General features: G+C 67.8%; 12 protein-coding genes and 1 tRNA gene. 4 read left to right on the top strand and 9 right to left on the bottom strand.

The window, feature by feature from the left end; genetic code table 11:
• Positions 1 to 29: 29 nt before the first annotated feature.
• Both glmU and ACZ6IE_RS04770 read right to left on the bottom strand, forming a co-directional pair.
• Positions 30 to 1,493 (bottom strand): bifunctional UDP-N-acetylglucosamine diphosphorylase/glucosamine-1-phosphate N-acetyltransferase GlmU, encoded by a 1,464-nt coding sequence (glmU, locus tag ACZ6IE_RS04775; protein WP_464607008.1) that lies wholly within the window; start codon positions 1,491 to 1,493, stop codon positions 30 to 32.
• Positions 1,494 to 1,584: 91 nt separating this feature from the next.
• Positions 1,585 to 1,656, bottom strand: a tRNA-Gln gene (locus ACZ6IE_RS04770).
• Positions 1,657 to 1,790: 134 nt separating this feature from the next.
• Here ACZ6IE_RS04770 and ACZ6IE_RS04765 point away from each other — a divergent pair.
• Positions 1,791 to 2,297: a MarR family winged helix-turn-helix transcriptional regulator gene (locus ACZ6IE_RS04765; RefSeq protein ID WP_079727148.1), complete on the top strand. Its 507-nt coding sequence runs from the start codon at positions 1,791 to 1,793 to the stop codon at positions 2,295 to 2,297.
• Positions 2,298 to 2,478: 181 nt separating this feature from the next.
• Here ACZ6IE_RS04765 and ACZ6IE_RS04760 read toward each other — a convergent pair whose 3' ends face one another.
• The 5 genes from ACZ6IE_RS04760 to ACZ6IE_RS04740 form a co-directional block, all read right to left on the bottom strand.
• Positions 2,479 to 2,757, bottom strand: coding sequence for a hypothetical protein (locus ACZ6IE_RS04760; protein WP_464607007.1), 279 nt, complete (start codon positions 2,755 to 2,757; stop codon positions 2,479 to 2,481).
• Between the two features lie 9 nt (positions 2,758 to 2,766).
• Positions 2,767 to 3,573, bottom strand: a complete 807-nt coding sequence (locus ACZ6IE_RS04755; protein ID WP_464607006.1) for a YqjF family protein — start codon at positions 3,571 to 3,573, stop codon at positions 2,767 to 2,769.
• Positions 3,574 to 3,655: 82 nt separating this feature from the next.
• Positions 3,656 to 4,330 carry a methionine ABC transporter permease gene (locus ACZ6IE_RS04750; protein ID WP_077053641.1) on the bottom strand — a complete coding sequence of 225 codons (675 nt, stop codon included), beginning with the start codon at positions 4,328 to 4,330 and terminating at the stop codon, positions 3,656 to 3,658.
• Positions 4,327 to 5,349 carry a methionine ABC transporter ATP-binding protein gene (locus ACZ6IE_RS04745; protein WP_464608582.1) on the bottom strand — a complete coding sequence of 341 codons (1,023 nt, stop codon included), beginning with the start codon at positions 5,347 to 5,349 and terminating at the stop codon, positions 4,327 to 4,329. The genes ACZ6IE_RS04750 and ACZ6IE_RS04745 overlap by 4 nt, the downstream gene beginning before the upstream one ends.
• Before the next feature lie 131 nt (positions 5,350 to 5,480).
• On the bottom strand, positions 5,481 to 6,512 hold the full coding sequence (locus ACZ6IE_RS04740; protein WP_464607005.1) for a MetQ/NlpA family ABC transporter substrate-binding protein: 1,032 nt from the start codon (positions 6,510 to 6,512) through the stop codon (positions 5,481 to 5,483).
• Positions 6,513 to 6,759: 247 nt separating this feature from the next.
• Here ACZ6IE_RS04740 and ACZ6IE_RS04735 point away from each other — a divergent pair, with 247 nt between their 5' ends.
• On the top strand, positions 6,760 to 8,619 hold the full coding sequence (locus tag ACZ6IE_RS04735) for an ABC-F family ATP-binding cassette domain-containing protein (protein WP_464607004.1): 1,860 nt from the start codon (positions 6,760 to 6,762) through the stop codon (positions 8,617 to 8,619).
• 53 nt (positions 8,620 to 8,672) lie between these two features.
• Here the strand turns inward: ACZ6IE_RS04735 and ACZ6IE_RS04730 are convergent, their stop codons facing one another.
• Together ACZ6IE_RS04730 and ACZ6IE_RS04725 are read right to left on the bottom strand one after the other, a co-directional pair.
• Complete coding sequence (locus ACZ6IE_RS04730; protein WP_464607003.1) at positions 8,673 to 9,608, bottom strand: 4-(cytidine 5'-diphospho)-2-C-methyl-D-erythritol kinase; 936 nt, start codon at positions 9,606 to 9,608, stop codon at positions 8,673 to 8,675.
• A gap of 64 nt (positions 9,609 to 9,672) precedes the next feature.
• A complete protein-coding gene (locus ACZ6IE_RS04725; protein WP_464607002.1) occupies positions 9,673 to 11,133 on the bottom strand; it encodes an LCP family protein in 1,461 nt (486 codons plus the stop codon).
• A gap of 268 nt (positions 11,134 to 11,401) precedes the next feature.
• On the opposite strand from ACZ6IE_RS04725, the gene ACZ6IE_RS04720 reads away from it, so the two are divergent.
• Entirely contained in the window at positions 11,402 to 12,790 is a 1,389-nt protein-coding gene (locus tag ACZ6IE_RS04720) for an LLM class flavin-dependent oxidoreductase (RefSeq protein WP_077053645.1), read from the top strand.
• Between the two features lie 133 nt (positions 12,791 to 12,923).
• On the top strand, positions 12,924 to 14,183 hold the full coding sequence (locus ACZ6IE_RS04715) for an acyl-CoA dehydrogenase family protein (RefSeq protein WP_464607001.1): 1,260 nt from the start codon (positions 12,924 to 12,926) through the stop codon (positions 14,181 to 14,183).
• Positions 14,184 to 14,275: the final 92 nt, after the last annotated feature.

Raw genomic sequence — 14,275 nt, 5'->3', positions numbered from 1 at the left:
CATCTTGCCTCTCGGCGGTATTTCTGTGATTAACCTTCGGTGGTGTTGCCCGCGGTTTCCGAAGCCTCCCGGGGAGAGGCGGCTTCGGCGGCCTGTGCTGCCTCGCTGCCCGGGCGGTGGGTCGAAACCCACCCCTCGAGATTGCGCTGCGGGGCGACGTTGATGGCGAGGGACCCGGCCGGCACGCTCTTGCGAACCACCGTGCCCGCGCCCGTATACGCTCCGTCGCCAATTCTAATCGGTGCGACGAAGACGTTGTGCGATCCGGTTCGAACGTGCGAACCGATCTCGGAGGCGTGCTTGTTGACGCCGTCGTAGTTCGCGAAGATCGTGCCGGCGCCGATGTTCGAGCCCTCGCCGACCGTGGCGTCGCCCACATAGGACAGGTGGGGCACCTTGCTGCCGTCGCCGATCGACGAGTTCTTGGTCTCGACGAAGGTGCCGATCTTGCCGTCGACGCCGAGGCGGGTGTTGGGCCGCAGGTAGGCGAAGGGGCCGACACTTGCACCCGCGCCGACGACGGCGAGCGTGGCATCCGTGCGTTTGACCGTGGCGTTCTCGCCGATCTCGCAGTCGAGGATGGTGCTGTCGGGGCCGACGGTCGCGCCCTCGGCGATGACGGTCGCGCCGAGGATCTGCGTGCCGGGGAGGATCGTGACGTCGGGGGCCAGCTTGGCCTGCACGTCGATCCAGGTGGAGGAGGGGTCTTGGATGGTGACGCCGGCCAGCTGCCAACGACGCAGAACGATCTGGTTGAGACGCCAGGCGGCGGTGGAGAGCTGCACGCGGTCGTTGATGCCCTCGGCGATCCAGGCATCCGACACGGGAACGGCGATGACGTCGTCGCCCGAGGTGCGCATGAGGTGGATGACATCGGTCAGGTACTTCTCGCCCTGCGCGTTGTCGACGCCCAGCTTGCCGAGCTGCTCGCGCAGTGCCGGGGCACGGAACAGGTAGACGCCCGCGTTGATCTCGGTGGCGGCCAGCTGCTCGGGCGTGGCGTCCTTCTGCTCGACGATCTGGTCGAGGGCGTCGTCGGCCGTGCGGATGATGCGGCCATAGCCCGTGGCATCGGCCAGGATCGCCGACAGGATGGTGGCCGAAACGGGCTGGCGGCGGTGGTGCTCGATCAGGTTGCCGAGCGTGTCGGCGTTCAGCAGTGGAACGTCGCCGTTGATCACGAGCACGTCACCGTCGAAGTCGGCGGGCAGGGCCTCGACCGCGAGTTCGACCGCGCGGCCCGTGCCGGGGATCTCGTCCTGGTCGACGATGACCGTGCCGGGCAGGTCGCGCTCGATGACCTCGACGAGGCGCTCACGCTCGTGGCGCACAACGGCGAGAACGTGCGCGGCATCGAGCGCACCGGCGGTGGCCAGCACATGCGAGACGACCGGCAAGCCGCCCAGCGGGTGCAGGAGCTTGGGGGTGCGGGATTTCATGCGCGTGCCCTGGCCGGCGGCCAGAACGATGATTGCGAGAGTCGAGTCCGTCATCACATTCCCTTGAGTCGGGGCCGGGCTGGAACGCCCACTGAACCGTATCGAGGCTACCGGACTCGTGCCCGCAAGAATTCTCGAGAGTGCGCTCCGCCTCCAGGACTCGAACCTAGACCTAACAGCTCCAAAGGCTGCCGTGCTGCCATTACACCAAGGCGGACCGTGCGCGTGCGCACCAGACAAGTCTGCCAGATGCGGCGGCCCCGGTGCGCGCGAGTGTCGGAGGTTCGCGCTCGGACGGCATTCGGAAGGGCTCAAAGCCTGCGCGCACCGGTGTCCCGACATAATGGACGAATGGATGCCCCGCACGACGAAGTCGACCGGATCGTCGAGGACTGGCGGCGCGAACGCCCCGACCTCGACTTCTCGCCACTCGAAGTGTTGAGCCGCGTGGGCCGGCTGGCCAAACACCTCGACCGGGCGAGGCGCACGGCGTTCACGCGGTCGGAGCTCGAGGCATCCGAGTTCGACGTGTTGGCGGCCCTGCGGCGCGCGGGCGAGCCGTTCGCCGCATCGCCCAAATACCTGTTGCAGCAGACGCTCGTGTCGTCTGGCACCATGACGAATCGCATCGACCGGCTCGTGGGGCGCGGGCTCGTCGAGCGCCGCACCGACCCGCACGACGGCCGCGGCATCCTGGTCGTCATGACGCCCGCGGGGCTGACCCGCGTGGATGCCGCCATCACCCGCCTCGTCGACGCGGAGGCCGAGCTGCTCGGCGCCCTCTCCCCCGCCGACCGCCGCCGCCTCTCGGCGCTCCTGCGCACGCTCAGCCTCGACTTCGACGAGCTGGCGCCCTGAGGGTCACTCGCTAGGACGAACGTGCCGCGGTTTCTCTCGGCCGCCGCGTCGTCGGCGGCGTTGATGCAGGCGTCCGCGGAAAAACTGAGCAATCACGTCAAACACAGCGCCGAAGACCTCGCCGATAACCTCGAAGAGCAGACTCATTCGGCAATCACCGTGGCACAGGACAACCGCACCATCAGACGTTCTCGCTCTCGCCCGCTGATCTCTCGGGAGTCGGAGTGCGCTGCGGAGCGGGATCGGGGCCCTGCGGTTTGGGGTTCTTCTTCAGCGTGACGATCGCCGAGATAGCGATGACGACGCCAAACCCGATTTGACCCCAGAAGCCGTTCCAGGATGAGGTCAGCACCATCATCAGCACGTTGACACTGACCGAGAGTGTGCCGAGAACGACGGCGAACCAGGCCCAGGCGCGCGCCGATTCGACGCGGCGGCGCTGTTGGAGGGGTGTTGTCACGGGAACAACCTAGCGGTGCCGCACAGATCGGGACAACGGGGCCGGGCGGCTGAAGACCGTTTCGACGCCCGGCGAGTAGAGGACGGAGTCCGGCGGGATTGCGGCGAGCGCGGCGAATCCGGCGGCCGCGAGGAGCGTGTCGTCGAGGTGGAGCAGCTCGGCGCGTTGCAGGGGCCACGGGCCGTGGTGGTTCGACCCGAACCAGGTGCGGCCGACATGGGTCTCGTGGAAGGCCCAGCGCGCGGTGAGGAACTCGGCGATCGGATCACCCGTGACGACTCCGGGCAGGGCGCGCGCGATGAGGTGGGTGGAGGCGCCGGGCACGTGGCCCGGGTTGCGTTTGTCGCCCAGGAGGCGGTCGACGAGGTGGCGGCGAGAACGGTAGGCAAAGAGCTCGCCCCGATCGTCGGAGCGGCGGCCCATCGACATCCGGGCCCAGCGATAGGGCAGGCCGAACGCGGCACGGGCCGTGAGTACGCTGACGAGCCGCGAGGCGTCGAGGGAGGCGAAGACGACGGCTCGGCGGCCCTGAGCGTCGAACGAGTAGAGCCGCACGTTGATCTCGGGGAACGTGCCGAAGTAGGGCACCGGGGGCAGGCCGAAGAAGGCACTGTCCGAGAGGCGGAAGGCGATGAGGCCCACCCAGCTCGAACCGTCGATGACGTCGGGGCGTGTGCCGGGCGGCAGGAGGGGCGCAACCTCGGCGGGGTCGACCCGCCAGTGCAGGAACGTGAGGTCGCTCCACCGTTGCGCGATGATGGCGCGGCCGGGCAGATCGGGGGCGTCGGGCCAGGTCGCCGTCGCGGGTTCGCTCATGGGCTCAGCCTAGGACGGGTGGCACGACGAAGCGGATGCCGCGGCCGGGGTTCGGCTCGCGACATCCGCTCGGGTGGGTCGATCAGCGGCGCAGGGCCTTGCGCGCCAGCCAGTTGCCGAAGAACTGAACGAGTTGCACCATGACGATGATGATGATCGTGACGACGATGGTGACTTCCCAGTTGAAGCGGCCGTAGCCGTAGACGATGGCGAAGTCACCCAGGCCGCGGCCGCCGATCGAACCGGCGATGGCCGACATGTCGACGATGGCGATGAAGACGAACGTGTAGCCGAGGATGAGCGGTCCGAGCGCCTCGGGCACGAGCAGAGTCGTGATGATGCGCCACGGGCTCGCGCCGACGGCACGGGCGGCCTCAATGGTTCCCGGGTCGATCGAGACGAGGTTCTGTTCGACGATGCGCGCGATGCCGAACGTGGCGCCCACGATCATCGTGAAGATAGCCGCAGTCGTGCCGATGGTCACACCGATGACCGCCATGGTGACGGGCTGCAGGGCCGCGATCAGGATGATGAACGGGATGGGCCGCACGATGTTGACGAGCACGTTGAGGATGGCGTTGACCGCCGTGTTCTGCAGGATGCCGCCGCGCCTGGTCGTATAGAGCAGGATGCCGAACACGAGGCCGAGGAAGCCGGCCACGAGCAACGTGACGGCGACCATGTAGAGGGTCAGCCACAGGTTCTCGAGCAGCAGGGGGCCGAGCTGGCCCCAATCGGTGGTGGCGGTGCGGATCATGCGGCCACCTCCTCGACCGTGGTGAGGGCTCTCAGGTCGGTCACGAGGCGCTCGACGTCGGCATCCGTGCCTGAAAGCTCGAGAGTGAGAGAGCCGAACGATTTCGACTGGATGGCGCTGATGCCGCCATAAACGATCTCGAAGCGCACGCCATAGCGCTCGTGCGCATGCGAGAGAACCTCGCCGACGCGCGCCGACTCGTGCACCTCGACGTTGACGATGCGACCCGTGTGACTGCCGCGCAGACGCTGGATGTCGTCGGTGGCTGGCTGATTGCGGATGACCGTGCTGATGAACTTCTTGGCCGTGTCGGTCTGCGGGTCGGAGAAGACGTCGAACACGTTGCCCTCTTCGACGATCTTGCCGTCGGCGAGCACGGCAACGCGGTCGGCGATGGAGCGGACGACATCCATTTCGTGCGTGATAACGATGATCGTGACGCCCAGCTCGGCGTTGACCTTCTTGAGCAGGCGCAGCACTTCTTGCGTGGTCTCGGGGTCGAGCGCCGACGTCGACTCGTCGGCCAGCAGCAGCTTGGGCGAGGTGGCGAGAGCGCGGGCGATGCCGACGCGCTGCTTCTGGCCGCCCGAGAGCTGCTCGGGGTAGTCGTAGGCGCGGTGCAGCAAACCGACGAAGTCGAGCAGCTCGGCGACGCGTTTGTCCCGATCGGCCTTCGACCAGCCGGCGACCCGGAGCGGGTAGGCGACGTTGCCCGCGATGGTGCGCGACCGGAACAGGTTGAACTGCTGGAAGATCATGCCGATGCCGAGCCGCAGGGGCCGGATCTCGCGCTCCTTCAGCGACGAGATCTCGTGACCGTCGACGACGACCCGGCCGCTCGTGACGCGCTCGAGCCCGTTGATCAGGCGCACGAGCGTGGACTTGCCCGCGCCCGAGTGGCCGATGATGCCGTAGATCTCGCCCGCTTCGACGGCCAGCGAGACACCGTCGACGGCGTTCGTTTTCTCTTTCTGGCCGTACGTCTTGACGACGTTCTCCAGTTCGACGAGAGGGGGCATGTTGGTCCTTCGGTTGATGCGGGGCGTGGTGCGGATGCTGCAGATGGTGCGGATGCTCGCACCGACGGGGTCGGGTGGCCGCGACATCCGCTGGCCGCCCGACCCCGAGGGTCACGAGCGAGACGTCATGGTTATTCGGACGCCTTCAACTGCTCTTCGATCTTCTTCAGTTCGGCGCGCAGCTCTTCGGGGGTCCAGCCCTCGACGAGCACGGCGCTGCCCTTCGACGCGGCGAGCACCTGGTCGGTGACCGACTTGTCGTGCCAGAGTTCGGCCACCTTGAGGTAGGCGGGGTTGTCGGCGTCGGCGCCGCGGGCCACGATCACGTTGATGTAGGGCGTGGCACCCGGGTCCTTGGGGTCATCCTTGAAGATGGCCTTGTTGGGGTCGAGGCCGGCGTCGGCGACATAGTTGTTGTTGATGATCGAGCCGTCGACCGAGTCGAGCGACAGGGCGGTCTGTGCCGCATCCACCGTGACGACCGTGACCTTGGACTTCGCGGCGTCGATGTCGGCGGGTGTCGGCGTGGCCTTGTCACCGGTCAGAGTGATGAGGCCGGCCTTCTCGAGCACGAAGAGGCCGCGGGCCTGGTTCGAGGGGTCGTTCGGGATGGCGATCTGGCCGCCCTCGGGGATGTCCTTCACGTCGGTCCACTTCTTGGAGTAGAGACCGAGGGGGACGATGACGGTCGAGGCGATCGGCACGAGGTCGTCACCCGTCTCGACGTTGTTCTGCGCGAGGAAGCGCAGGTGCTGGAACGAGTTGAGGTCGGTCTGCTTCTGCACGAGCGCCGGGTTGGGCTGCTGGTAGTCGCTGAAGTTGGTCACCTCGAGCGTGATGTTCTCTGTCGCGGCGAGCTTGGTGAGCGTTGCCCAGTAGTCCTGCGACGAGTCGGTGACACCGATCGAGACGGTGGTGGGGGCGGACGACGAGCCCGAGCCCGAACCGGCCCCGTTGGCCTCGGTGGATGCCGGGGCCTGCAAGTTGACGATCACGAGCACGACGGCCACGATGACCGCGATGAGCCCGACGGCGCCGCCGACGATCCAGCCGGTCTTCGACTTCTTGCGCTGGGGAAGCTGCGGGGCGTCGTTGGAGCCTGCGCCCGAGCCTCTGCCGGTGCCTGCGCCGGGGCCGCCGGCGGGGATGTTGGTGCCTGACATGGTGCCTCTTTCGTTCGTTGCCGTGTAAAAGATGAGGGGTGCTCGGGTGCGTGGTCACCCGGGCCGAAAACCGTGTGGGGCCGCCCCGTCGAGCGGCCGAGACCCCAATATGGCAAGGCCTCTGCGGGTTGGCGAATTCGTGTTCCGCTCTGTGTCGTCATGTTTCGTTTCATGACAGAAGCGCCGAAATGGATGCCGGGAGCCCCCGCTGTTCGCGGCACCCCGCTCCCCCGCCTACGCTGGACAGGTGGCACATCTTCTCGGGGCCGAGTCCCTGCATCTCGAATTCCCCACCCGCGTCGTTTTCGACAAGATCACCGTCGGCGTCAACGAGGGCGACCGTATCGGCATCGTCGGGCGCAACGGTGACGGCAAATCCAGCCTTCTGGCCATGCTCGCGGGCCGTCTCGAACCCAACGACGGCCGCGTCACCCTGCGCCGCGGCGTGACCGTCGGAGTGCTCGACCAGGCCGACACGCTGGGCGACGTCGGAACCGTCGGCGAAGCCATCGTCGGCGATATCGACGAACACGTCTGGGCCGGTGACTACCGCGTGCGCGACGTGATCGACGGGCTCGTCGCCGACCTCGCCTGGGACGCACCCGTGGCCTCCCTCTCGGGTGGTCAGCGACGGCGCGTGTCGCTCGCCAAACTGCTCGTGGGCGACTGGGACATCCTGTTCCTCGACGAGCCCACCAACCACCTCGACGTCGAAGCGATCGGATGGCTGGCGGCGCACCTGCGCAAGCGCTGGTCTCCGACATCCGGCGGGCTGCTCACCGTGACGCACGACCGGTGGTTCCTCGACGAGATCTCGACCGACACGTGGGAGGTGCACGACGGCATCGTCGAACCCTTCGAGGGTGGGTATGCGGCGTACATCCTGCAGCGCGTCGAACGCGACCGGATGGCTGCGGCCTCCGAGTCGAAGCGACAGAACCTCATGCGCAAGGAGCTTGCCTGGCTGCGCCGCGGAGCCCCGGCCCGCACCGCCAAGCCCAAGTTCCGCATCGAGGCGGCCACGCAGCTCATCGAGAACGAGCCGCCGCCCCGCAACAAGGTCGAGCTCAGCCAGATGGCCTCGGCCCGGCTGGGCAAGGACGTCGTCGATCTGCTCGACGTCTCGGTCAAATACGACGACAAGCTCATCTTCGAGGATGTCGAGTGGCGCATCGCGCCCGGTGAGCGCACGGGCATCCTGGGCGTCAACGGCGCCGGAAAGTCGACCCTGCTCGCGCTCATCACGGGCGAACTCGAGCCCACCACGGGGCGCGTCAAGCGCGGCAAGACCGTGAAGGTGGCAACGCTCACGCAGCAGCTATCCGAGCTGAAGGACATCGGCCACGAGCGCGTCAGCGACGTCATCGGGCGCTACCGAACGAGCTATGTCGCCGGCGGCAAAGAGATGACGCCCGGTCAGTTGCTCGAGCGCCTGGGGTTCACGAGCGCGCAGCTGTCGACACCCGTGAAAGACCTGTCGGGTGGGCAGAAGCGACGCCTGCAGTTGCTGCTCATCCTGCTCGACGAGCCCAACGTGCTCGTGCTCGACGAGCCCTCGAACGACCTCGACACCGACATGCTCGCCGCCATGGAAGACCTGCTCGACTCCTGGCCCGGCACGCTCATCGTCGTCTCGCACGACCGTTACCTCATGGAGCGCGTGACCGACCAGCAGTACGCGTTGATCGGCAAGCAGCTGCGACACCTGCCGGGCGGCATCGAGCAGTACCTCGAATTGCGCAAGATCGAGCAGAAGCACACCGGGCCGCTCGGCGACTCCCCCGCGGATGCCGCGGGCGCGGGTTCCGGGTCGGGTACCGGCTCGGCGGGCTCCGGCTCGTCCGGCGGCGCGGGCGGCAACACGACGCGCGGCGGACTGTCGATCGGCGGCGCCGAGCAGCGCAAGCTGCAGAAGGAGATCCAGGCGATCGAGCGCAAGCTGCAGAAGCTCGGCGGCGAGATCAGCGATGCCCACGAGAAGCTGGCCACGCACGACCAGAACGACTACGACGGCATCATGGCGCTGAACGCGAAGGCCCAGGCTGCGCAGGCCGAGACGGAGCAACTAGAGCTGCGGTGGTTGGAGCTGAACGAAATTCTCGGCTAGGCGTTCCGGGGCCAGCTCGGCAACGCCGGTCGGCCTCTCAGCCCGGCGGCGCGTCAGTCGTTGACGAGACGGGCGCCGTGCACCGGGCCCGTCACGCGAAGGGCCGTGACCCCCGACGCGCTCAGCGCGATCTGCAATTCGAGTGCCGAGTCGAGGTCGGCGGCGAGGAACGCCACGGTCGGACCGGAGCCCGACACCATGCACGACAGCGCGCCGCTCTGCTCACCCAACTCCATGACGCCCGAGAGTTCGGGGCGCAGGTGCAGCGCGGGGGCCTGCAGGTCGTTGTGCATCGAGGCGGCGAGCCTGTGCGCATCGCCCGCTCGCAGCGCCTGCAGAACGTCGGTGTCGACAACGGGCTGCGTGACGGCCGGCGAGATGTCGAGGGCGTGGCGGGCGCGGTGGGCGTCGAGCTCGCGGTAGGTGGCGGGTGTGGACATGCCGAAGCCGGCGAGGGCGAGCACCCACTGGAACTGCCCCGTCGCGAGCGCGGGACTGAGCTCATCGCCCCGGCCCGTGCCGATGGCCGTGCCGCCCGTGAGCGCGAAGGGAACGTCGGCGCCCAGCTCGGCGGCGAGGCCGAGCAGCTGGTCACGGGTGAGCCCGGTCTGCCACAGGTCGTCGACCGCGAGGAGGGTGGCTGCGGCATCCGCAGAGCCGCCGCCCATGCCGCCCGCGACGGGCACGTTCTTCTCGATCGTGAGGCTGACGCCGCCGCGGTAACCGGTGTCTCGTGCGATGAGCTGCGCGGCCCGGATGGCGAGGTTGGAGGCGTCGGTCGGAACGTCGCTCGTGTCGATCGGGCCCGTGAACGACACCTCGAACGCGTCGGAGTGACTCGCTCGGACGTCTTCATAGACCGAGACCGCTTGATAGGCCGTGGCGACCTCGTGGTAGCCGTCGTCCATCACGGCGCCGACAGCCAGGAAGACGTTGATCTTGCCGGGTGCCCGAGCGTGTGACGTGTTCGAGGGCGTCTCGCGGGTCATACATCCAACCTAGCTCAGCGGGCGCGGGTCGAATGCCGCTCACGTTTGCGCGGGAGTCGTCGGGCTAGTTGATGCAGGCCGTCTCGCCGAAGTTCTTCGGGGTGTCGGTGCTGGTCGGCGTCGGTGTGGGAGCCGCCTCGACGGGGGCCTCGGTGGCGGGCGGCGGCGCGGCATTCGGATCGGTCGGCGCCTGGTTGTCGGTGCCGATCGTCAGGGTGACCCCCGTGGCCGTGGCCGTGGTCGACGAGATGACCGACGCGTTCGGGTAGTAGGCGGCGAGGGCCTTCGCCTGCGCCTCCTGACCCGCGGGATAGCTGATCGTCGTCTTGGCGATCGTGGCGCCCGAGGTGGGCGGCTTCATCCGGAAGCCGAAAGCGGCCAGGGCGTCGGTGTTCGCCTGCGCCACACCGCCGATCGCCGCGCCGTTCACGACCGTCACGGTCGTCTCGGCGGGGGTTGCCGCCGTGGCAGCGCCATAGGCGGTCGGGGTTCCTACCACCTGGGCGATGAACTCGGGCATGGCAGCTTCGTCGATCTCGACGATCGAGAGCTTCTGCCCCCGCACCGTGATGGTGGGGGTGCCCGTGATCGGCACGGTCGCCGAGACGATGTTGTCGGCGCGCAGGTTGCGCACCTGGCCGGCGAGTTCGAGCAGGTTGAGCCCCGGGTCGGTTTCGATCGACGACGAGACCGCGTCGAGCACGTTCTGCAGCTTCACCGGATTGAGCAGGGTGCCGGCCGAGAGCATCTTGCGGGCCTCGACCGAGAGGAAGTACTGCTGGCGCACCTGTCGGTCGAGGTCTCCGTTCGGCAGGCCGTGACGCTGGCGGACGAAGGCGAGGGCCTGTTTCGCGTCGAGCGTCGACACACCGGCCGGCAGGTCGATGGTGGAGTACGGGTCTTTCACCGGGTTGATGAGGCACACGTCGACGGGGCCCAGGGCATCGACCACGTTGTAGAAGCCGAGCAGGGAGACCCGCACGAAGTGGTCGATCGTCAGCCCGGTCATGTTCTGGATGGTCTGAATGAGCAGCTGGGCGCCCGCCGAATCATCGCCGTTCTGGGCTCCGAGAGTGAAGGCGGCGTTCAGCTTGTTCATGCCGTAGCCCGGAATCTCGACCCAGGAGTCGCGCGGGAAGGACACCATGGTGACCTTGCTGCCGTCGGCCGGGATGTGCATGACGATCATGGTGTCGGTGTTGACACCGCCGCCATCGTCTTCGGTGCCCAGTTTGTCGAGCTCGGCCTGCGTGGCACCCGCCGGGCGATGGTCGTCGCCCACGAGCAGGATGTTCTGGTCTTGACCGTCGACGTCGTCGTCGGCGCTGTCGGTGGACTGCGGAATCGCATCGATGTGCGTGATCCCCGAGACGAAGCGCTGGTAGTTGTAGAACGCGTAGCCGCCGCCGATGAGGAGCACGGCGACGAGGCTGAACCCGACCCAGCGGGCGATGAGTGCGCCCGGGCCGCGCTTGCGGCGATGGGCGACCGGTTTCAGGTCGAGGATGCTCGGCTGATCGCTCATCGGATGCTGCCTCCGGGCGTCATTCGGGCGCGGGTCAGGCGCGAAGGCGCGGTGACGAGGCGGGAAAAGGGCGAGGAAAGCACACTCCAGGGTAGGGGATGAGTACTGGACGCGTGCTGGAGAGGTCATGCGAAAACGCCGTGCGAGGTCATCCGGGCGAGCTGTTCTCAACAGGCGCGATGCGTAATAGTTGTCCACATTCGAGCGGATGTCTGGGTGCCCGCCGCTTCACCTGGCAAGAATGAGGGCAGCACAGAAACGGAGCACCATGACGGACAACATCGCCTTCAATCTCTTCGAGATGAACTGCGTCGGCCATATCTCGCACGGTTTGTGGCGGCATCCCGACAACAATCGGCATCGATTCAACGACCTCGATTTCTGGGTCGAAGAGGCGAAGCTGCTCGAAGAGGGTCTGTTCGAGGCGGTGTTCCTGGCCGACGTGATCGGCACCTACGACGGCTACCGCGACGGTCCAGAGACGGCGCTGAAAGAGGCCGTGCAGATTCCGAACAACGATCCGCTCCTCGTCATCCCGGCCATGGCGGCGGCGACCAAGAACCTCGGTTTCGCGGCGACGTTCTCGACGACGTATGAACCGCCGTTCGCATTCGCGCGACGCGCCTCCACGCTCGACCACCTCACCAAGGGGCGCTTCGGCTGGAATGTGGTGACGAGCTATCTGCCCAACGCCGCACGCAACTTCGGGCACGACGACGAGGTCGCACACGGCGATCGATACGCCATCGCCGACGAATACCTCGACGTGCTCTACAAGCTGTGGGAGGGCTCGTGGGACGACGACGCGGTCGTGCAAGACCGCGAGAACCGCATCTACACCGATCCGTCCAAGGTGCGTTACATCGACCACGTCGGCGAGCACTTCCGCGTGAAGGGGCCGCACCTGAGCGAACCGTCCCGCCAGCGCACACCCGTCATCTTCCAGGCCGGTTCGAGCGATTCGGGCCGGGCGTTCGCGGCCAAGCACGCCGAAGGCGTCTTCGTCGGCGGCAACTCGCTCGAGGTGTACCGCGACAACATCGCCGATATCCGCCGCCGCGCGGTCGAGAACGGGCGCGGCGCCGACCATGTGAAGACCTTCGCCTCGGCGGTCGTGATCGTCGACCGCGATCGTGATGCGGCCCTGGCGAAAGCCGAGGAGTACAAGCGGTATTCGAGCGACGAGGGCTACCTCACGCACTCGGGCGGCGGCGGCATCGACCTCGCGGCATACCCCAAAGACGCCCTCATCAGCGACATCCTCGCCGCCGAGGCGAAGGCCGGCCGCGACAATGCCGGGGCGAACCGCCGGCACTACCCGCCCGGGGCGACGGTGGCCGACGCACTCGAGGCCGTGACACGATTCGACCGCCCGCCGTTCTTCGCCGTCGGCACACCCGTCGAGGTTGCCGACGCGATCGAGCGCTGGGTCGACGAGACGGGTCTCGACGGGTTCAACCTGCGCCAGTTCCTCACCCCCGGCACGGCGCGCGACTTCATCGAATACGTCGTGCCCGAGCTGCAGAAGCGCGGGCGTTACCGCACCTCCTACGAGGCGCCCACACTGCGCGAGCGCCTCTTCGGCGCGGGCAACGCGCGGTTGTTCCCCGAGCACCCCGGCGCGCGCTACCGCGGCGGCGCACACTTGCACGACTAGGCCACCACACACACATACATCCACGACCACCGCGGGTTTCGCCCGCCCTGGTCTCACCGCTCGAACGCGACCGGCTCCGAGCGCTATTCGTCGACCCGTCCGGGTCCGACGCGCCGCCAACGATTGGATCATCATGACCACCGACACGATCGAAAAGCACGAGTCGACGTCGACTCTCGCCACGCCTCCAACCTCTGCCGAACTGGCGGCGCGGTTCCGGCCCGTCTTCGACCGCATCCGAGACACCGCTGTCGAGCGAGAGAGCGACCGCCGGCTCGCCCACGACGAGGTGTCCTGGCTGCGTGAAGCGGGCTTCGGGCGAGTGCGGGTTCCCGTCGAGTACGGCGGTCTCGGGGCCTCGCTCAGCCAATTGGTCGAACTTCTCGTCGAACTCGGCGAGGCGGATGCCAACCTCCCGCAGCTCTGGCGCGGCCACCATGCCTTCGTCGAGTCGCGTCTCAACTCCCCCGATCGCCTCGACCAGAAGAAATGGTTCGACCTCATCGTCGCCGGAGCCGTCATCGGCAACGCCCAGGCCGAGCGCGGCCCCGAGACCGCCTCATCGGCGCTGCTCGAAGAGACCGACGACGGGTGGCGACTCACGGGCGAGAAGTACTACAGCACGGGCAGCATCTATGCCGACTGGATCTGGACGGGCGCGGTCCATGGCGGCTCGCAGGCGGGGTTGGCCGTTCGTGCCGATCAGCCCGGGGTCACGCGGCTCGACGACTGGGACGGGTTCGGCCAGCGGCTCACGGGCTCGGGCACCACGCGTTTCGAGCGTGCCGTCATCGAACCCGAACACATCGTCTTCGCGAACTTCGACGACGAACGCACGCAGGCCAACATCACGAGCTTCTACCAGACCGTCCTCCTGGCCGCGCTGGCGGGAACGGGCCGAGCGGTGCTGCGGGACGCCATCGACTTCGTCCGCGGGCGCACCCGCACCTTCGGGGTACTCGGCGCCTCCCGGCCCGCAGACGACCCGCTCGTGCAGCGTGTCATCGGCAAACTGAGCGCCCTGTCGGCCACGGCGGACGCGCTCGTGCGAGACGTCGCCCGGGCCCTCGAGTCGAACTTCGACCGCTTCCACGCGGGCGACTGGTCACAGGACGACTACGACGAGACCCTCATCACCGTGTTCCGCGCCCAGCAGCAGGTCATCGCCGTGGTACTCGAGGCCACCACCCTCCTGTTCGAGGTCGGCGGCGCCTCGGCCACCTCCAGCGCACGGCAACTCGACCGTCACTGGCGCAACGCCCGCACCCTGTCCAGCCACAACCCCGCCATCCTGCGCGAGCGTGCCATCGGCGACTACCTGCTGAACGGCACGCGCCCGGTCAGCGCCTGGTCGAAACGCGCCGAGAAGGCCGGCACCTCGGCCGAGGGCTGAGGTGGGCCGCGTCGCACGGGCGCGGTCCGCATGCGGGCGCTGCTCCGCGGCAGCGGTTCAGAAAGGGCCCGGGCACGTTCGGGCGATGCGAT

Source organism: Okibacterium sp. AC114 (assembly GCF_979253355.1).
Note: the sequence above shows the minus strand (reverse complement) of the source record. Positions and strands in the feature narration are given on the sequence as shown.